Source organism: Vibrio sp. YT-19(2023) (assembly GCF_033337395.1).
In genome coordinates, this window is record NZ_JAWOQN010000001.1 from 357,269 (window position 1) to 377,149 (window position 19,881).

Sequence of the window (19,881 nt, forward strand, 5' to 3'; positions counted from 1 at the left end):
TTACTCCTTCGCTTCTACTTGTTCTGGTTTCAGAATACGGATTACCCAGATAAGGAAGCCGATTAGGAAGAATGCTGATGGTGCTAGTAGCATTAGGCCGTTAGGCTGGTACCAACCACCGTTGCTCACTAGAGGTAGAACTTCTAGACCAAATAGTTTGCCTGAGCCAAATAGCTCACGGAAGAAACCTACAGTGATAAGAACGAAGCCGTAACCTAGACCGTTACCAATACCGTCAATAAGAGATGGTACTGGCGCAGACTTCATTGCGAATGCTTCAGCACGACCCATTACGATACAGTTAGTGATAATCAGACCAACGAATACAGATAGCTGTTTAGAGATATCGTATAGGTAAGCTTTTAGCACTTGGTCTACCACGATTACTAACGATGCGATGATTGCCATCTGAACGATGATACGCACACTGTTAGGAATGTGGTTACGGATCAATGAAACAGAGAAGTTAGACAACGCAGTTACAAATGTTACCGCTAGTGTCATTACAAAAGCTGTTTCTAGTTTAGTTGTTACTGCAAGAGCAGAACATACACCAAGAACTTGTAGCGCGATTGGGTTGTTATCCAACACTGGCGCTAGGATGCTCTTTTTAACGTTTTGTGCACTAGACATTAGTTAAGTTCTCCGTCACGAACTTTTGCTAGGAAAGGACCAAAGCCCATATCACCTAACCAGAAGTCAAATGTGTGTTGAACACCATTACTAGTGAGCGTCGCTCCTGATAGGCCATCAACACCGTGCTCAGAACCTTGCGGTGCGCCGCCTTTCACGACCTTAATCGCTGGCTGGTGATCTTCATTGTACAATTTCTTGCCAATGAATTGATCGCGCCATGAAGGGTTCTCTACTTCACCACCAAGTCCAGGAGTTTCACCTTGCTCGTAGTAAGTAATAGCAGACACAGTGTTACCATCAGTTTCAACGGCTACAAAGGCATACATCATCGACCATAGTCCTTTACCGTGCATAGGCAGGATAACTTTTTGGACTTCATCTTGATCTTTTACAAGGTACACCACTGCTGTATTCGCGCGACGACGGATATCAGCGACGTCTTCTTCTGGTGTCAATGCGATTGAACGTTCTGCATCTTTTGATGCTTCACGTTGATCGTACGTAGATGCATTACCCTCAGTAAAGTTACCTGTTTCAAGGTCTACTAGACGAGGTTCGATGTACTCAGCAAATAGCTCTGGTACTTTCTTACCGTTTGCGTCAATGCCTGCAACTTCAACGATCTTTGATTGCTTATCTAGGACAGCGTTAGCTTTTTGCTTATCACGCAGACCTACTGCCGCTGTTGATACGATGATTGAACAAACAAGGCTCAACCCGATAACAACACCCAGCGTCTTTTTAATGCTGTCGTTATTACTTGCCATAGCGTGCTAGTCTCCGCTTGATGTTCTTCTCAATCACTGCATGGTCGAACAGAGGTGCGAATAGGTTCGCGAATAGAATCGCCAGCATCATACCTTCTGGGTACGCTGGGTTAACTACACGGATCATCACACACATTGCACCAATCAGGATGCCGTACCACCATTTACCTTTGCTAGTAAATGACGCTGATACTGGGTCCGTTGCCATGAAGAACATACCGAATGCAAAACCACCTAGAACTAGGTGCCAGTGCCATGGCATATTAAACATTGGATTAGTGTCAGAACCGATCACGTTAAACAGAGTCGATACTGCGATCATACCGATCATCACACCCGCAATGATGCGCCATGAAGCGATTCGCATGTAAACGATCATCGCTGCACCGATCATTAGAGCTAGAGTCGATACTTCACCAATTGAACCAGGGATGTTACCGATGAACGCGTCCATCCAAGTGATAGGAGCGCCAGTTACTGTGTTAACTAGAGCACCGTTACCACCTTGAGCCCATTGGCTAAGAGCAGTAGCACCAGAGAAGCCGTCAGCTGCAGTCCATACTACGTCACCCGAAATTTGCGCTGGGTAAGCGAAGAATAGAAATGCACGACCTGCAAGTGCAGGGTTAAGGAAGTTACGACCTGTACCACCGAAGATCTCTTTTGCTACAACAACACCAAATGTGATACCTAGCGCCGCTTGCCATAGAGGTAGCGTTGGTGGAACGATAAGTGCGAATAAGATAGAAGTTACAAAGAAACCTTCGTTAACTTCGTGCTTACGCACCATACAGAACAACACTTCCCAGAAACCACCAACAATAAATACTGTTGCGTAGATTGGCAGGAAGTAAGTCGCACCTAGTAGCATCTTACTGCCAACACCCGCTTCCGCACCGATAGTGCCGCCAAGCATTTCTGTTAGCCAGTAGTGCCAGTTACCTGCGATAACTGTCGCTAGTTGGTCACCAGCGTACATGTGGTTAAGTGCTGCAATAGCTTGGCCACCTGCGTTGTACATACCCCAGAACATTGCTGGGAATACCGCAAACCAAACCATGATCATGATACGTTTTAGGTCAACGCTATCACGAACGTGCGAGCTTTTATTTGTTACGATACCTGGTGTGTAAAAAACTGTTGCTACAGCTTCGTACAGGGCAAACCATTTTTCGTGTTTGCCACCAGGCTCAAAATGATGCTCGATGTCTTCAAGAAACTTTTTAAGAGCCATGAAAATTACCCTTCCTTCTCGATAGTATCTAGGCATTCACGAAGTAACGTACCGTACTCGTACTTACCTGGACATACAAAGGTACACAATGCTAGATCTTCTTCATCCAGTTCAAGCGCACCCAGTGCTTGAGCACTGTCTGTGTCGCCGGCACATAGATCACGAAGCAGCAAAGTAGGCTCCATATCTAGAGGCATTACGCGTTCGTAGTTGCCAATTGGAACCATTGAACGATCACTACCATTGGTCGTCGTTGTCATATTGAACAACTGACCTTTGAATACGTGACCAAGGAAAGAGCGAGTTACCGAGAACTTATTCTTACCAGGCATTGCCCAGCCAAATAGTTCTTTTTCACGGCCTTCACGTAATACAGAAACCTGTTGATGGTAACGGCCAAGGTATGCGTGTGGACCAGTTGCATGTGTACCTGTTAGTACTGAACCAGAGATCACACGAACTTCGCCAGGCATCAGCTCGTTATCTGTTAGGTCATCTAAGCTTGCACCCATTACGGTACGAACTAGACGAGGGTTATTCACAACTGGGCCAGCTAGAGACACAACACGATCTGTGCATAGCTCACCAGTTAGGAACAGCTTACCGAACGCGATAACGTCTTGGTAGTTGATGCTCCATGCCACATTCTCTGCATTTACTGGGTATAGGAAATGCATGTGGGTGCCAGCAAGACCTGCTGGGTGAGGGCCATCGAAGACGTGTTCTTCTACGTTAGACTGTGAAGAACGTGGCAAGCTAGTGCCAGATTTACATACGTAAACCTTGCCTTCTGTCAGGGCTGAAAGAATGTCTAGACCAGCAATGAATGCTTCTTGTTGCTCATTAATGATCAACTCAGGCTTAGCTGCTAGTGGATTAGTATCCATTGCAGTTACGAAAATAGCCTTAGTAGAAGACTCGATTGCAGGAACCTTGCTAAACGGACGAGTACGTAAAGCGGTCCATAAGCCAGAGTCAACCAACTGAGTCTTGATCACTTCACGATCTAGACCTGAAAGTTGAGCGGCTTCGAACTTATCAAATGTCACCTGCTCTTCACCTGCCACTTCAATCACTACAGATTGAAGGACACGTTTAGCGCCACGGTTAACTTCGATCACTTTACCGGCTGCTGGTGCAGTAAATTTCACGCCTGGGTTCTTTTTATCTTCAAAAAGAACTTGCGCTTTTTTCACTTCATCACCAACGCGGACATGCATGGTAGGTCGCATGCCAACGTACTCTTCGCCAAGCAAGGCGACTTTTTTGATGGTCTTACCATCATTAATCACCTGGGATGGAGTTCCTGCGATAGGAAGATCCAAGCCCTTCTTTATTGTAATCATACGCACTTGCACTACTTTTATCGGGAAAAAGATTCTTTTGATTGCGTAACTTTTAGACACGACATCAGTGTCCGGTTTTGATGTTGTTTTAAACATCAAAATCGCAACATCCTATTAAAAATCTCGTCACAAGGAATACGCGAGATTTATCAGGTGCCGTAGTCTAGCATTTTTTAGGAACTTGATGCCATGATCAATCATTAGAATAGAGGGGTTATTTCGGTAGAATCAGGTCTAAAAGGTCAAAGAATAGTCATAACTTTGACCCATCGCACAAATGCCATATTCCATACATATCTTATGGAAAAGTGATATTCATCGCCTGAAATATTCTGCAATTTCCATTCATTTGTTGAAACACTGTTAACACATTTTTTAACCAGAATTTGTGCCACGTTAACGTCCCTAAAGAATGTAAAACGAAAAAAGATGGCCTTAAGCCACCTTTCTCTGCACCTTTATATCTTGCGTTTTTAGTGACCGCCACCCATACACATCGGGCTATCAGGGGCGCCATCTTGTTCACGCTTCCACTCTTCATCAGTGTATGTATGAATAGCTAATGCATGAATGTGGTTATCCAGTTCATCTGCCAAAATTTGATGAACTTGACGATGGCGCCCAATCAAACGCTGTCCCGCGAACGAATCACTCACAACAATCACTTTGAAATGACTCTCTGAGCCTGGTGGCACATTATGCATGTAGCTCTCATTAATGACTTTGAGATAGCTGGGTTGCAGCTCACTGTGTAGTTTCTTCTCTATGATTTCTTGGATCATATTCGTTCCTCATTGATGCGAATTCCATAAGTATATACCTAAGTAAAGCAGACATGCATCACTCAAACGTCACTCTCATTATTGACGCACTTTGTAGACATATTGTCTCAAGGCGCTTAACTCCATGAACATGTCTAAAGAGCAGCCATCACTGAACTCGTAAAATTTGACAGCTTTTTGTATCTCGACACGTCATCATTTGCGACAATAACACTTAATTTCTAAATCAACTTACATTTAGCTATGAAAACCGAACTGAACCTTCACGAGCGAAGCTTAACACTTCATCGTTTCCCAAAACGTAGTAACGAAACGCTACAAGCGTGGGATGCCGGTGATGAGTATCTTATTAATCATGTTGAAGAGCTTGCTTTGCCAGACAATCAAAACATCCTCGTGATTAATGACAGCTTTGGTGCCCTCTCCTGCTGGTTTTCGGAAAAGCACCATGTAACGCTAATGAGTGATTCATTCATCTCACATAAAGGTGCACAGCAAAATCTCGAGCAAAACCAGTGCAATAAAGTAGCGTTTGCCACCACGATGGACCTCGTTCCTGCCAATATTGATCTCGTCTTGCTGCAACTGCCCAAAAGTAACCGCCATCTAGTGTGGATACTAAGCCAATTAAGAAAGGCGCTACCGGCTTCCTGCCCCGTCATTGCAGTCAATAAAGCGAAAGACATTCATACTTCGACGCTAAAACTGTTTGAAAAATACTTAGGCGAAACAAAAACATCTTTGGCCTGGAAAAAGCACAGATTGGTGTTTTCTCAAGCAACAGTTGAGCCTACGATTGAAGTAATGCCTTTCACGACTTGGCGCGTTGATGGCGAAGATATCGAACTCAAGAACATGCCAAATGTCTATTCAGGAGAAAGTTTAGATTTAGGTACACGCTTTATGCTGCAGCACCTGCCTCAAGACCCTTCAATAGACAATGTCATCGACCTCGGCTGCGGCAATGGTGTTCTGTCTGTTAAATTTGGTCAGTTGAATCCAAATGCTCGGCTAACATGTGTTGATGAAAGCTTTATGGCGCTTGAGTCGGCAAAACAGAACCTACGCGACAACCTTGGTGAAAATAGAGACATACAGTGCATAGCGAACAATTGCTTGGACGGTTTTAAACACAGCAGCAGCTCTATGGTTATGTGTAATCCACCGTTTCATCAACAACAGGCAATCACCGATCATATTGCTTGGCAAATGTTCTGCGATGCTAAACAAGTATTAAGTGAAAATGGCCGTTTACTGGTTATCGGAAATCGTCACCTCGGGTACGACGCAAAACTCAAACGTCTGTTTGGCGATAAAAGTGTGAAACTTATCGCTTCCAACAATAAGTTTGTGATTTTACAGGCTACAAAAAATCCTGCTAAATTAAGCGCAAAATAAGCTTTAGCAAAATAGTTAAAAGGAATAATAAAATGAGAAAATTGGTACTTGCGGCTTCGGTTGCGTTGCTTGCTGCGTGTTCAGCCCCTCAACAACCTCAGCTGAACCTGATGCCAGAAAGCACATTGAGCACCAATCCAATTGTTCAAGGCAAGACTTACAGTTTGACCAGCAAAGATGTACGTGCAGCGCAGTACGTGGCGTTGGTGGATAACGGCCGTTCGAACATTCTTCCTCTTCATGCTAAACAGAATTTACGTATTGCGTTAGAAGAAGCATTAGAGAAGCAATTCTCATCTCAAGGTTTCCATGCGGATCTAAACAGCAACAACGCGATTGAATTGAGCGTTCAAGAAGCGTTGGTCAACGTGAAGCATTCGGTGATGGAAAATGAGATGGATGCTAAAGTTGTGCTGGAAATCACAGCAGAGACACCTGAGGGCAAGCTAGTCAAAACTTATACAGGTACAGCAAAGCGATCTGGCACATTGAGTGCTTCTGATGCCGATATTGAAGAGACATTGAATGATGTGGTGACATTGACGCTTAAAGAGATTGCCAATGACCCTGAGCTTCGTCAATACATGCAGGAGCGTTTCTAATGTTACGCAAAGCGATTCTGTCCTTAGCACTACTCAGCTGCAGCGTTTGGGCTGGACCAAAAGTAGCGTTTGAAACGACACTTGGTTCATTTACGGTTGAGTTAAACGAAGAGAAAGCACCTATCACTGTCGCTAATTTTCTAAAATATGTAGAAGATGGGAGCTACGAGGGTACTATTTTTCATCGTATTATCCCAGGCTTCATGGCACAAGGTGGCGGCTTTAACCAAGATATGCAGATGGTGAAAACATACGCGCCAATCAAAAACGAAGGAAATAATGGTCTAAACAATGACCGTGCTACCATCGCCATGGCACGAACCAATGCACCAAACTCTGCAACTCGTCAGTTTTTCGTCAACTTAGTCGACAATGACTTTCTCAACTATGGCGCTCGACCACCAGGTTATGCTGTATTTGGTGAGGTTACTGAGGGGTTCGACGTTATCCAGAAAATGGCTCAGCAGCCGACCACGACAGTAGGCCGAATGCGTGATGTGCCAGAGACGCAAATCGTCATCACCAAAGCTACACTACTTAAATAGCCAAAACGATAAGCCCTTTGAATAATCGAAGGGCTTTCTCTTTCAACGGCTTCATTTTATTGGATTGATTTATGTCTTCATTACCTTCCATCACTTGGTTGGAAACGGTAAAAAGTTACCTCGATAAACGACTCATGTGGGTTTTCATGCTGGGCTGCTCTAGCGGCTTTCCGTGGGTTCTTATCGGTTCAAACATGTCAGGTTGGCTAAAAGATGCCGGCTTGACCCTCTCCGCAATTGGCTATTTTGGTAGCGTTTTTGCGGTCTATGCGATCAACTTTCTGTGGGCACCTCTGGTTGACCGCGTGAAGCTGCCAGTCCTCTTTAGACTGCTGGGGCAAAGACGTAGCTGGATTTTCTTTTGTCAAAGTATCGTACTCGTCGCTACCCTATTTATTGCCGGTGTTAATCCAGCGGAAAACTTGGTGTTTGCGTCACTACTCGCCTTGTGTATTGCAACGGCTTCAGCGACACAAGACATCGCAATTGATGCTTTTCGTATTGATACTTTCCCAAAGTCAGAAGAGTCTAAACTGCCTCAAGCTTCTGCAATGGCGGTCATTGGCTGGTGGACAGGTTATTCACTACCGGGTTATTTAGCGTTTGTTAATGCTGACAGTGTCGGTTGGAATGGTGTGTATTACGGGATGGCGGTGATAGTCGGCATTCTAATGGTCTTTACGATTTTAGTCGGTGAACCTAAGACTCAACGCGAACAACTTCAGTCTGCCGCTGAACAACGCCACAAAGAAGTGGTTGGTTCGAAAGTCGTAGCTTGGTTTACCGTGACTGTTGTGGAACCTTTCCTTGATTTCTTTAATCGCAATGGTGTCCGTGTCGCGATTACTCTGTTGCTGTTCGTTTTCCTATTTAAAATTGGCGAAGCGTTTTTGGGCAGGATGTCGATCGCGTTCTACAAAGATATTGGTTTTAGCAATGAACAAATTGGCTATTACTCCAAACTGATTGGTTGGGGAGCCACCATCTTCTTTACTTTTGTCGGAAGCATGTTCAACGTTAGGTTTGGTATTGTACGTGGATTAATGATCGGTGGTATTGCTATGTCTGCCAGTAACTTGATGTTTGCTTGGATTGCTTCGGTAGGCCCAAGCGAGCACTTGTACTTAGCCACGATTATTGTCGATAACTTTACGACTGCTTTCTCAACTGTCGCTTTTGTTTCATTTTTGACGATTCTAACCGGACAAGCATTTTCGGCAACTCAGTATGCGTTGCTTGCTTCTCTAGGAAACTTCGGACGGACGACTCTTGCTTCTTTCAGTGGCGAGCTAGTGGATTATCTTAATGATTGGAGCACATTCTTCGTGCTTACCGCTGTCATGGTCGTGCCAAGCTTGATTATGTTGTACTCGCTACGACATTACTTTGATGCTCTATTGGAAAAAGCACGTCACAAGCATTAACGAAACATATAAAAAACCACCGAATTCGGTGGTTTTTGTTTTGCGAGATATAAGATAAGAGGTCTATGGGTATAACCCTTTACCAAACATATTAAATATACGTGCCACGCCTTGAGTAAAGATCATCGGCTCAGTCAATACGGTTAAACACAAGCAGTCTTCTCCGGCCTTAGTGTAAGGGCTGTGCTTCACTGATGCGTCTCTAATCATCAAATCGCCCTCTTCATATTGGCCATCCTCGTCACTAAATCCGCCATGCAGGATCAATGTAGACTCCAGGCCTTTGTGCGTATGTTGAGGAATTTGCACATCTTCCCCGATGTACATTAAGCTGACACGAGCGTCTTCCCCTAGGTCAATCTGAGCACTAAAAACCTTGCCTCCGTAACTTCTCCATGACCCTACGAGGTCAGAGAAACGCGCTAAGGTTTTAGGAAGAGCGAAACTTTTTCCTGCGACATTAACAGCAGCAGAGTCGCGGATCACGATATTATCAGTCGCTGGCTCCGCATTGATGATGTCATTAAACATGTCGTCAAATTCAGAAACATACTCAGAAGGTATGTCACTTACGATGTTCGCTTGACTTGCTTCGACTTGGTTCACATAAGCTCGGCACTTGGTGCATGTTTCTAAATGGGTTGCGACCACAAGACCAGAAACCGCATCAATGCTTCCCGAAGCGTATGCTTCTAACAAGCTGTTATCTGGGTGTTTGTTCATAGTTGCTCCGTATGCATTGAATGCCTTAGCTTTTCTACTGCAAGCCTCAGCCTGGATTTTACAGTACCGAGAGGTATATCAAATAATTCCGCGACCTGTTGATGAGGTAGCTCTTCAAGATATACCGCTTGTAAAACATCTCTCTGGTTTTTCGGTAAAATATCTAAAAACTTAACCACCTGTTCTTTCAACATATCTTGTTCTGGTGAATAGTGATCAACAAGATCAGGTGGATAATACTCTGACGGCCAAATGTCATCAGAATGAATGTGTAATTCCTTACCTTTCTGTTTTCTCAGCAAATCAAAACAAAGGTTTCGGATTATGGTATATATCCAAGTCGATAACGCGCTCTTTTCACCATCATAGAGGTGCGCTTTCTGCCAAACTGTCGCCATGGTCTCTTGCACCATCTCCATAGCAACTTGCTCATTACCAACATGTTTGTAAGCGAATTGCTTCAGCTTGGGTGCGTAAAAACGGAATACAAAAGCGAACGCATCTTTGTCTCGAGCCTTCACTTTATCCATGTAATCGTTCCAATCACTGCGCCCCAGTTTTTTCGGGCTATCACTCATCATAATCGGCCTTAATTTGTGGGAGGAGTCTCCTCCTCCCATTCGTCCTAATCGGTCACGTCATCGACCAACAAGTTGAAACCACCGTTGTTCCCATCATCAATGGCAACGACTTGGTACACAACACCGTTCATTACATTGACTGGTGCTGAGTCAACCGCAACAATACTTGGGTTACCAGCCACTGTTACCGTTACATAATAGGTACCTTCAGCGACATATAATCCTTGTACGCTATTTTTATACGCAAAATTAGCAATAGTTGGATCACTTCCATCTATTCCTGCACTCGTAGTGAGGTAAATATCCACCATTTCCGCTATAGGATTAGCCGCCGCGTGTGTCACATTCAATGTCGCGCTAGTCGCCACAGCGCGTCTCATATCTTCAACAACCAGAGCTTCGATATCAATCGCTGGGCTAACAACACCGACTGCATAAACACTGTAATCCATTCCACCTGCAACCATTAACCCGTCAACATCTATGATCGGATTGGTTGTTGTGCCATCCACGTAAACGTCAATATCGTAAGCGCCAGCAGCAAGATCCAAATAACCACGAATCTCTTTGAACGCTAAGTCGGCAAGAGGAGCGAAGGCCGCCCCGTTAACGTTAACATCGACGACTGGCGCTCCATCGACAAGGTGTCCGACTCTTACTTCAGCTTGGCTGCCCATATCTTCAATTATAGAAGAGCCAGAACCGTCCAACACCAAGAGTTTGACAGGTGACGTGCTATTCGAATCTCCTGTGCCGATAGCGGCAATCGTCAAGTTGGAGTTAGCCGCAAGAGATACTGTGCCCGAGTCAAAAGCAACGCTGTCTCCTACGGCAAGTCGAACTTGATACTCACCAGCTGGGATGTTCAATACGTCGGTAGAAGCTTTGTAAGCAAGGTTAGTTATTGGAGTCGCGCTAGCAAGAGCAGCACCTGGCTCAGTGACATAAAGATCAACAGCAGGAACGCCTGAAGCTGCATGAACAACTTGAACATCTAGACTATTGGCATCAGCCATTGAATCGGAGCTGCGAGTCACAACTAAAGGCTCAACTGGGTTTGGCGAACCATCGGCATCGCCAACAACGAACACGTTATAATTGAGGTCGGAATCAAGGTCTAGTTCTGTTTTAGGTATTACGGTCGCGGTTTCATTATCTGGGAGCTGAACATCGACCTGAATCGAATTCATCCCCTCTCGCAATTTAACGTAGCCAGATCCCACACCATAATCAACATTCGTTAATGATGGTTTATCGTTGATCCACACATTTGCAAGCGGCGCATCAGAAGACGCGTGCACTGCTTGTAAATTGGAATACTCGATAGTGTCACTGTCGGAGCCACACGCCGCCAGTCCTAATGTCGCAACAATAGTTAGCGCAGCTTTATTAAATCCTTTCATATCCTTGCCTCTTTGTTAGTCGGGGCTTCTATGGCTTCTGTCAGAAATTGCAACGCAGGAATACAGTCCTCTGCGCCGACTAGCTGTTCGAACAGATTGCAGTCTAGGGGTAGTAACTCAAGCCAACGCTGAGTAACCCAAGCAGAGTCATCGTAAAAACGATGCTGGTAGAGGCTTCCAAGTTGAGGAAACTCTTCATAAACATGGGATAACTGCTGGCTCAAAAAGAAGAAATCTGGTGAGTTGTCTAGATGTTGCCAATTGTCTAACCATTCAACCTCTGCATGACGTAAGCCATCCGCATCTGCACGGACGCGTTTGACAACAAAGCGTTGCTCACCAGCAACTGTAATACCAAGAAGGCCATCACTGAGTGTTTCAAAATCAACGATCCTGACCAAAGTTCCGATAGATGAAACGTTACCCACGTCTTTAGGGTCACCTTCACTTCCTACTAGGCAAACTCCAAAGCCCACATTTTGTAGGCTGCACTCCTTTACCATTCGCTTATATCGTGGCTCAAAAATGCGCAGATTCATTTTACCTTCAGGGAGTACAACTGAAGTGAGTGGGAATAACATGACTTCTTTCATTCAAACGTCCTCTTTGATTCACGGATACATACGAATCCCTTATCACTCCGATCACTAACGATTTATGTTGGTTAATCGACTGGCTTAAAAAGTCATAAAATCGCTTACGCAAACGATCCAAATCACACATTTATTGCAATCAAATGCAACAAACAAAAAGTTCCGTAAATAAAGATAATTTCGTGACACAACTCACCAAAAACGTTCAATTTTGCACCCTTTATCACTTTCATTTGGGATTTTTATCGCTATTATTCCCGCCAATTGGAAAGCGCAGCATAGATTGCGTGTTCTGAATCATTACAAACATAGAGAGTCCCCTTATGCGTAAATCACTTTTAGCTCTTAGCCTTCTAGCGGCTACTTCAGCTCCAGTTATGGCGGCAGATTACTCTGACGGCGATATCCACAAAAACGATTACAAGTGGATGCAGTTCAACTACATGTACTCAATTGATGAAATGCCACGAGTTAAAGGCGCTGACGACAACGCTCACGATTACCTAGAAATGGAATTTGGCGGTCGCTCTGGTATTTTCGACCTATACGGTTACGTAGACGTATTTAACCTAGCGACTAAAGATAACCAAGATAAGTCAATTGAGAACGGCGCTCCTGACAAGATGTTCATGAAATTTGCACCACGTATGTCTCTAGATGCAGTAACTGGTAAAGACCTATCTTTCGGTCCAGTTCAAGAGCTATACATTGCATCTCTAATGGAATGGGGCGGTAACAACGGTGGTGTAAACAACCAGAAAATCGGTTTAGGTTCTGATGTAATGGTTCCTTGGTTAGGTAAAATCGGCCTAAACCTATACAGCACTTACGATGGCAACAACAAAGGTTGGAACGGTTTCCAAATCTCGACTAACTGGTTCAAACCATTCTACTTCTTCGACAATGGTTCATTCATTTCTTACCAAGGTTACATTGATTACCAATTCGGTATGGATGATGATGCTGGTAACAAATTTGGTACTACCGCGTCAAACGGTGGTGCAATGTTCAACGGCATTTACTGGCACTCAGATCGCTTCGCGGTTGGTTACGGCCTGAAAGCATACAAAGAAGTATATGGCGTAAAAGACGGTCTACAAGTTGCTCCAGGTGTTGAGCTAGAATCGACTGGTGTAAGCCACTACCTAGCTGTAACTTACAAGTTCTAATTGAACCACTAAGTTTGCTCAAAAATGGCGCCTTTCGGCGCCATTTTTATTTGCTTTCCTTTTTTCCCTCATTATCCTTGCAGCAAACCTTTTTAATGAGAGCGTTTGGTGAATATCCTTATCCTCGGTCCAGGTGCGGTGGGCTCACTCTGGGCAACAAAATTTAAGCTTGCCGGGCACAATGTTTCATTGTGGGGAAGAAGTTCTGAAAGCCAACAATCACTTCAGTTGGATCACACACCCGCAATCGCATTCAGTAATCAAGATTTTTCCTCCGTAAATCAAGCGGACCTCATTTTGATCACGGTAAAAGCTTGGCAAGTGGAAGACGCCATTCAGCCTTTACTCCCTCATATCAATACAGACACGATTATCATGCTGATGCACAATGGTATGGGTACTGCCTCTGCCTTGGAGAAGGTTGTGCCAAACAATCCGATAGTGCTCGCAACAACGACGCACGGCGCATACAAACCAGATAACCAACACGTATTGCATACCGGTCACGGAACAACGCAAGTGGGTGGTTATAATGACAAAGGAATGCAGTGCGCTTTTCTGCAAGATGTTATGCATCATGCCCTTCCAGAGGCCATTTGGAATCCACACATACAATCTGCGTTATGGACTAAGTTAGCAATTAACTGCGCGATTAACCCACTGACTGCGATTCACCAGTGCAAGAATGGTGAACTTGCGAAGCCCGAGTTTAAGATACAACTTGAAAGCATCACTCAAGAACTGGTTGAAGTAATGAGTAAAGAAGGTATTGCTATCGAGTTTCGCTCTCTTTTCGATACGGTAATGCAAGTGGTGAACGCCACAGCTGAGAACTATTCTTCAATGAGACAAGACGTATTCCATCAGCGTCGAACAGAAATTGATTTTATAACCGGATACTTGTTAAAAGCTGCCGAGAAACATCGCATCAATACGCCTGATAATTTAAAACTTTACCAACGCATCAAACAAATAGAACAAAGCTGGACAGAACAATGAGTAAGAAAATCTTAGTGCCAATCGCTCCAGGCACCGAAGAAATGGAAGCCGTCACCGTCATCGACATGATGGTTCGCGCGGGTTATGACGTTACGGTAGCGAGTGCTGCTTTTGATGGATCATTGACGATGAAAGCTTCTCGCGGAGTCACATTAACGGCAGATTGTAAGCTAGTCGATATCGCTGATGATGAGTTTGATGCCATAGCACTGTCTGGTGGTGTTGGTGGTGCAGAAATTTTCCGTGATAGTACGGTGATGATAGAAATCCTTAAGCAGCACATCTACGAGGGAAAATTGGTTGCTGCTATCTGCGCAGCACCAGCGTTGGTATTGCAACACCATGATCTTTTCCCACAATCACTGATGACCTGTCACCCGAGCTTTCAGTCACATATCCCGGAAGAGAAGTGGCGCAGCAAACGCGTGACCTTTGATATCAACCACAACCTGATCACTAGTCAAGGTCCGGGTACAGCTTTAGAGTTCGCAATGGAAGTAATCATTCAACTCTCAGGTAAAAAACACGCATGGTCAGTTGCTGAACCAATGATCCCTCTGCCTACTCTGCACTACCACAAGCTTGGTGAAGAATAATGTTTGACGTAAATGCTGTACGCGAGCAATTTCCTGCTCTAAACCAATCCGTCAACGATACGCCCTTAGTGTATCTAGATAGCGCAGCGACAACGCAAAAACCGCAATGTGTGATTGATGTCATCAGTCATTACTACAGTGCGCAAAATGCCAATGTTCACCGCGGCAGCCATAGTTTAACGGCTAATGCCACCAGCCAATTTGAAGCGGCACGAGAACGAGTGGCAAGCTTTATTAGTGCAAACAGCTCTAAGGAAATCATTTGGACACGGGGCGCAACCGAAGCACTGAACTTAATTGCTCAAACCTACGCCCGTAGCACGTTACAACCAGGTGATGAGATCTTAATTAGCGAGATGGAGCACCACGCCAACATCGTGCCCTGGCAAATCGTGGCAGAGCAAACGGGTGCTAAAGTCATTAAAGTTCCGATGACATCAGATTGCCAGTTCGACATCAGTGCATTTGAGGCGCTTCTGTCTGACCGCTGTAAAATTGTTGCTTGCGCACAAATAACCAACGTAACAGGCACACGCCAACCTATCGAAAAAATCACTGAACTGGCGCACAACGTTGGCGCGGTTGTTGTAGTTGATGGCGCGCAAGGCATCGTACATGAGCAACTTGATTTATCGGCATCAGATATCGATTTCTACGTTTTCTCAGGTCACAAACTTTATGCACCAGCAGGCATTGGGGTTTTATACGGCAAGCTTGAACTTTTGGAAGCCATGCCACCATGGCACGGCGGCGGTAAAATGGTTGAACGCGTTTCTTTCGAAAAAACGACGTTTTCTGCACTTCCTGGTAAATTTGAAGCGGGCACACCAAACGTTGCGGGCGCGATTGCTCTAGCGAAAGCCATTGAGTGGTACCAAGGTTTTGACCATCATGAAGTAGAGACTCATCTCCATGCGCTTCAGGATAAGGCCTACCAAGCACTAAGCGCTTTGGATGACATTCATATTCTAGGCTATCAACCGAATGCCTCTGTACTGACGTTCGTCATGGACGGCGTTCATCACCAAGATATTGCGACGCTGCTCGATCAACAAGGCATTGCGGTACGAGCAGGACACCACTGCGCTCACCCATTGATGGATGCGCTAAATGTGAAAGGCACGGTACGCGTCTCTTTTGGTATTTATAACACGACGAGCGATGTGGAAAGACTCATCGCCGCCGTAGAAAAAGCCGTCGACATGCTATAACGCCAACGGTTTGATTTGGAGTAACCAACAAGGTTACTCCATCTGCCTATCCAGAGTCGCCACGCAATTTCTGCCATTTCTTTTCGCAGCATAAAGCGCTTTATCTGCATGCGCATACAAACGTTTGGTGGTTTCATTTCTGCCTATTTCCACCACGCCTACACTCACCGTGACCGGAATTTCAACCTTTTCAAATTCGAACTGACAATTTTGAATGTGGGAACGTACTTCCTCTCCTACCTCTTTCGCCGCCGACAGAGAAGTTTCTGGCAAAATAATCGCAAACTCCTCCCCTCCGACTCTTGCAAAAATTTCGTCTTTGACGAGTAAGTGAGAAACCAAATCAGCTAAGGTCTCTAAGACATAATCCCCCGCATCATGACCACGTTTATCATTGATGACTTTAAAAAAGTCCAAATCAAACAATAACAACGCGGAGTGATAGTTCGGCTCTTGAGCTTTAATGACCTCTTCTGTGAGCTTTTCGAAAAAGACACGTCGATTGTAGATGTTGGTAAGAGCATCAATTTGGCTTTGATGGCGAAGAAGGGTTTCAACTCGGTGGCGATTGGAGATGTTGCGTGTAAGAATAAGGACAACGCGACGACCTCGGTATTTTATAGCGAGTGGGCAGATCTTGCCTTCGTAGTATAGGTCGCCTCTTGGCCCACTGTTAGCATCTATTCCCTGAATGCTGTCGGCGCACATCTTGTACTCGATCGTCACAATACTGTCTTGTTTCAGTGATCGACTGATCTGCTCGATAAACCAGTCGGCTTTATCTTTCTCGAGTACGCTGTGCAGCGTCTCACCTATCAAATTACTTCCATCGTGATAGGCTTTTTTATCTGTTCCTCCAAAAACATCAATATAGATACCATCTTCACTCAGAATAAAAGTGGGGTCTGGCATTCCGGATAACACGTCTTGCGCATGTTCCAAGGTGAATTGCATATAGGGAGGTTCCTAGCATTTGTATCTAAGTAACCCAATCGCTTCCAAGTGTGTTTCCACATTGGGGAATAGGAGCGAATGGGGCATATGTCTATTATCTAATATAGACAAATTTTAAATACAATTGAGTTTATAAAAACCAAGTGGGCAATATAATGAACCAGGATCAATAGAATGGTTAATTAACGCTAAAATAGTCGACCATTTGCATATTTTTTATCCATATGCAAAAAATATCTCAACTCAGATACAAAAAACGCCAAACAGCTAGGCTATTCGGCGTTTTTAAGAATTGGGAAAATGACTCATTACACGGCGGTTTGCTTAATCTGCTCTACAATAGCTTTCAAGCCATTACCACGTGACGGGCTTAAATGGGAGACAAGCCCCAGTTGACCAAAATAAGCATCAATATCAAATGCTTGAATTTGATCGGCCGTTTTTCCGTCATAAGCCGCCATCACCAAGGCAATCAATCCACGGACGATACGCGCATCGGAGTCCGCACAAAAATGCCAAACGCCATCTTGCTCTTGGCTCACTAACCACACCAAGCTTTCACAACCCGAAACGGTAACTTGTTCTGATTTCAGCTCTTCTGGCATTTGTGGCAGCTTTTTACCCCACTGAATAACCTGACGGTAGCGATCTTCCCAGCCTTGAAATTGTTGCATAGTCGCTACAATATCTTCGCTGGTGATATCTGTACCAAATGGAGAAACGGGAAAATCTGTCATGATGCGCTCTTCTTCTAGTTTACTTCTTATATTTTGAAATCAACTTCTCAACGATTCGCGATACCGCGACAAAGCCAAACGTTGCAGTTACAACAGTCGCCGCACCAAAACCGCTAGCACAATCCATACGTTTTGGGCCTTCCGCTGTCGACTTCACACCACACACTGAACCGTCTGCTTGAGGATACTTCAGCTGCTCGGTTGAAAACACGCAATCAATACCAAACTTACGAGCCGGATTCTTAGGGAAGTTATGATGACGACGCAAAGTGTCTTTGATTTTCTTCGCTAGAGGATCTTGGATCGTTTTCGTTAAATCAGCGACCATGATCTGCGTTGGGTCAACCTGACCACCAGCGCCCCCCGTAGTGATCACTTTGATCTTGTTGCTGCGGCAATACGCCAACAAAGACGCCTTCGCTTTTACGCTGTCAATCGCATCTAGCACGTAATCAAACTCTTTGCTTAAGTACTCATGTTGATTGTCTGGCGTGATGAAATCATCAATCAGATTGACTTTACACTCTGGGTTGATCAATTTGACACGCTCGGCCATCACTTCAATTTTGCTTTGGCCAACGGTGCCCGTCATCGCATGAATTTGGCGGTTAATATTCGTGACACAAACATCATCCATATCAATCAGAGTCAACTCACCGATCCCAGTACGGGCCAGCGCTTCGACCGCCCATGAACCCACGCCACCAATACCAATAACACAAACGTGTGCAGCGCGAAGAATGTCCACTTCACTGTTGCCATAAAGACGACGAGTGCCGCCAAAGCGTTGATTGTAGCTGTCAGATGCTGGGGTATCGAGTTCACGCATATTGAAGTCCAGATGATCGATAGAAAAACAAAGAGTGCGATTTATACGCACTCTTTGATGAAATGTCTAGATAAGAGGCGGTTCCTCTTTCTTGGGTCGCTATTGTAGCTTTTCTGGCGGTAAAGCCCAAGGCGCTTGAGTTGGTGAGTTTTCCAGCCCAAGTTTCCACACTCGACCAAAATGCTTGTAGTGCCCTGCTTCCGTTCCCGCTCTCGCACCAATACCATGATACAGATCCAAATGGTTCTGTTTTACCGCACCACCAGTGTCTAAAACGATCAGCATTCGCAGTTGATGCGCACCGCTCCACGTACCATCCGCATTCAGCAATGGTACTTCCGCCAAGATTGGTGTGCCCATTGGTAAGATAGAACGGTCACCCGCGACCGCGGCCATTGGCAACAAAGGAATACCAGCCGACCCCGTTACTGGCGCTTCCGCTTTTGGCGCAAAGAAGACGTAAGAAGGGTTTTGCTCCAACAACTCGCGTACTGTTGCGTCGTCGTTGTCCATTACCCATTCTTTAATCGCTTTGAGAGACATTTTTTCACGCGGCACTTCACCACGTTCAATCAAAATGCGGCCAATACTAACGTAAGCTTTATTATTTTTCCCTGCGTACGCGAAGTACTCCAACGTATCATCATCTTCAAAATGCACATAGCCACTGCCCTGCACTTCCATCATAAACGGGTCAATACGGTTAGGCGCATAACCTAGCACTAAACCTTGGCCATCTAATGCCCCGTTGTAGATCTCCGCACGAGTCGGACAATCTGATGAGCAGTTTGGCTTGCCATAAACTGGGTACTTAAAAATGTCGTTTGGTGTATGACGCAGCTCCATCACGGGAGAAAAGTATCCGGTAAACAGCACATTACCTTTTTTATCACCACCACCCAATTGCGCGGCTTGAATGCCAAACGCACTCAACGCACTGGTATCTCCGCTCTGTTGCGCCCACTCACTTAATCGTTGATATAGCGGTTGGTACATCTTCGCCATGGATGGTGACTTTATCACCACTTGCTCAGCTTGCTTGTTAAATTCAGTAAAATCGCGTGGTTTGTTAGACTCAACCACATCCACTTGATTGAGGATCTGAGGAAACTCACCATCAAGATATTGCTGAGCACGATCATTTTGTTGAGCACAGCCAAAGAGTAGGCTCAAAGAGATAATAGGAAGGAGTTTTTTTAACACGTGTCTTTTCCGTAAAAGAGAATAGCAAAAGGATGGTAAACAAATGCTTACGGTGCAATTGAAAAGCAACGACAAAATGTTTCAACGCTAAGCCAATCCGTTTACTCGTTGTAAATTCATTCAGTTAATGCAACATGATAACAGCGGAA

General features: G+C 44.9%; 21 protein-coding genes. 8 read left to right on the forward strand and 13 right to left on the reverse strand.

Features of this window, described 5'->3' with window-relative positions; all coding sequences use genetic code 11:
- From R7E78_RS01685 to bolA, 5 genes are all read right to left on the reverse strand, one after another.
- Positions 1-633, reverse strand: coding sequence for an NADH:ubiquinone reductase (Na(+)-transporting) subunit D (locus tag R7E78_RS01685; RefSeq protein WP_005380269.1), 633 nt, complete (start codon positions 631-633; stop codon positions 1-3).
- The gene (locus tag R7E78_RS01690) at positions 633-1,403 is read right to left on the reverse strand and encodes a Na(+)-translocating NADH-quinone reductase subunit C (protein WP_005380267.1); all 771 of its coding nucleotides are present in this window, start codon (positions 1,401-1,403) and stop codon (positions 633-635) included. The genes R7E78_RS01685 and R7E78_RS01690 overlap by 1 nt, the downstream gene beginning before the upstream one ends.
- Positions 1,393-2,637, reverse strand: coding sequence for an NADH:ubiquinone reductase (Na(+)-transporting) subunit B (locus R7E78_RS01695; protein WP_170897453.1), 1,245 nt, complete (start codon positions 2,635-2,637; stop codon positions 1,393-1,395). The genes R7E78_RS01690 and R7E78_RS01695 overlap by 11 nt, the downstream gene beginning before the upstream one ends.
- Positions 2,638-2,642: 5 nt before the next feature.
- The gene (locus R7E78_RS01700; protein ID WP_005380264.1) at positions 2,643-3,983 is read right to left on the reverse strand and encodes a Na(+)-translocating NADH-quinone reductase subunit A; all 1,341 of its coding nucleotides are present in this window, start codon (positions 3,981-3,983) and stop codon (positions 2,643-2,645) included.
- Positions 3,984-4,456: 473 nt separating this feature from the next.
- A complete protein-coding gene (gene bolA / locus R7E78_RS01705; protein WP_005380262.1) occupies positions 4,457-4,765 on the reverse strand; it encodes a transcriptional regulator BolA in 309 nt (102 codons plus the stop codon).
- 243 nt (positions 4,766-5,008) lie between these two features.
- Here bolA and R7E78_RS01710 point away from each other — a divergent pair, with 243 nt between their 5' ends.
- The 4 genes from R7E78_RS01710 to R7E78_RS01725 all read left to right on the forward strand — a co-directional run bounded on the left by R7E78_RS01710 (position 5,009) and on the right by R7E78_RS01725 (position 8,734).
- A complete protein-coding gene (locus R7E78_RS01710) occupies positions 5,009-6,163 on the forward strand; it encodes a class I SAM-dependent methyltransferase (RefSeq protein WP_318057586.1) in 1,155 nt (384 codons plus the stop codon).
- Between the two features lie 32 nt (positions 6,164-6,195).
- Complete coding sequence (locus R7E78_RS01715; protein WP_005380259.1) at positions 6,196-6,765, forward strand: YajG family lipoprotein; 570 nt, start codon at positions 6,196-6,198, stop codon at positions 6,763-6,765.
- Positions 6,765-7,310, forward strand: a complete 546-nt coding sequence (locus tag R7E78_RS01720; RefSeq protein WP_005380258.1) for a peptidylprolyl isomerase — start codon at positions 6,765-6,767, stop codon at positions 7,308-7,310. The genes R7E78_RS01715 and R7E78_RS01720 overlap by 1 nt, the downstream gene beginning before the upstream one ends.
- 71 nt (positions 7,311-7,381) lie before the next feature.
- Positions 7,382-8,734, forward strand: coding sequence for an AmpG family muropeptide MFS transporter (locus R7E78_RS01725; RefSeq protein WP_318057587.1), 1,353 nt, complete (start codon positions 7,382-7,384; stop codon positions 8,732-8,734).
- 63 nt (positions 8,735-8,797) lie between these two features.
- Here R7E78_RS01725 and R7E78_RS01730 read toward each other — a convergent pair whose 3' ends face one another.
- From R7E78_RS01730 to R7E78_RS01745, 4 genes are read right to left on the reverse strand one after another with little or no spacing between them, the layout of a single operon-like run.
- Positions 8,798-9,457, reverse strand: a complete 660-nt coding sequence (locus R7E78_RS01730) for a ChrR family anti-sigma-E factor (RefSeq protein WP_005380256.1) — start codon at positions 9,455-9,457, stop codon at positions 8,798-8,800.
- Positions 9,454-10,038 carry an RNA polymerase sigma factor gene (locus tag R7E78_RS01735; RefSeq protein WP_005380255.1) on the reverse strand — a complete coding sequence of 195 codons (585 nt, stop codon included), beginning with the start codon at positions 10,036-10,038 and terminating at the stop codon, positions 9,454-9,456. Before R7E78_RS01735 ends, R7E78_RS01730 begins: the two co-directional genes overlap by 4 nt.
- A gap of 44 nt (positions 10,039-10,082) precedes the next feature.
- Entirely contained in the window at positions 10,083-11,441 is a 1,359-nt protein-coding gene (locus R7E78_RS01740; protein WP_262640582.1) for a DUF4397 domain-containing protein, read from the reverse strand.
- Positions 11,438-12,034 carry an LON peptidase substrate-binding domain-containing protein gene (locus R7E78_RS01745; protein WP_017636020.1) on the reverse strand — a complete coding sequence of 199 codons (597 nt, stop codon included), beginning with the start codon at positions 12,032-12,034 and terminating at the stop codon, positions 11,438-11,440. The genes R7E78_RS01740 and R7E78_RS01745 overlap by 4 nt, the downstream gene beginning before the upstream one ends.
- A gap of 323 nt (positions 12,035-12,357) precedes the next feature.
- Here R7E78_RS01745 and R7E78_RS01750 point away from each other — a divergent pair, with 323 nt between their 5' ends.
- The 4 genes from R7E78_RS01750 to csdA all read left to right on the forward strand — a co-directional run bounded on the left by R7E78_RS01750 (position 12,358) and on the right by csdA (position 16,009).
- Entirely contained in the window at positions 12,358-13,203 is an 846-nt protein-coding gene (locus R7E78_RS01750; protein ID WP_005391741.1) for an outer membrane protein OmpK, read from the forward strand.
- Between the two features lie 108 nt (positions 13,204-13,311).
- On the forward strand, positions 13,312-14,202 hold the full coding sequence (gene panE, locus R7E78_RS01755) for a 2-dehydropantoate 2-reductase (RefSeq protein WP_262640583.1): 891 nt from the start codon (positions 13,312-13,314) through the stop codon (positions 14,200-14,202).
- Positions 14,199-14,798, forward strand: a complete 600-nt coding sequence (locus R7E78_RS01760; RefSeq protein WP_006742560.1) for a DJ-1 family glyoxalase III — start codon at positions 14,199-14,201, stop codon at positions 14,796-14,798. Before panE ends, R7E78_RS01760 begins: the two co-directional genes overlap by 4 nt.
- Positions 14,798-16,009: a cysteine desulfurase CsdA gene (gene csdA / locus R7E78_RS01765; protein ID WP_262640584.1), complete on the forward strand. Its 1,212-nt coding sequence runs from the start codon at positions 14,798-14,800 to the stop codon at positions 16,007-16,009. Before R7E78_RS01760 ends, csdA begins: the two co-directional genes overlap by 1 nt.
- 33 nt (positions 16,010-16,042) lie before the next feature.
- Here csdA and R7E78_RS01770 read toward each other — a convergent pair whose 3' ends face one another.
- The 4 genes from R7E78_RS01770 to mltA all read right to left on the reverse strand — a co-directional run bounded on the left by R7E78_RS01770 (position 16,043) and on the right by mltA (position 19,732).
- Complete coding sequence (locus R7E78_RS01770; RefSeq protein ID WP_262640585.1) at positions 16,043-16,963, reverse strand: GGDEF domain-containing protein; 921 nt, start codon at positions 16,961-16,963, stop codon at positions 16,043-16,045.
- 308 nt (positions 16,964-17,271) lie between these two features.
- The gene (gene csdE, locus R7E78_RS01775) at positions 17,272-17,700 is read right to left on the reverse strand and encodes a cysteine desulfurase sulfur acceptor subunit CsdE (RefSeq protein ID WP_064368728.1); all 429 of its coding nucleotides are present in this window, start codon (positions 17,698-17,700) and stop codon (positions 17,272-17,274) included.
- Positions 17,701-17,719: 19 nt separating this feature from the next.
- Entirely contained in the window at positions 17,720-18,529 is an 810-nt protein-coding gene (gene tcdA, locus R7E78_RS01780) for a tRNA cyclic N6-threonylcarbamoyladenosine(37) synthase TcdA (RefSeq protein ID WP_005380241.1), read from the reverse strand.
- A 99-nt stretch (positions 18,530-18,628) separates the two neighbouring features.
- Positions 18,629-19,732 (reverse strand): murein transglycosylase A, encoded by a 1,104-nt coding sequence (mltA, locus tag R7E78_RS01785; RefSeq protein ID WP_012841480.1) that lies wholly within the window; start codon positions 19,730-19,732, stop codon positions 18,629-18,631.
- Between the last annotated feature and the right edge of the window lie 149 nt (positions 19,733-19,881).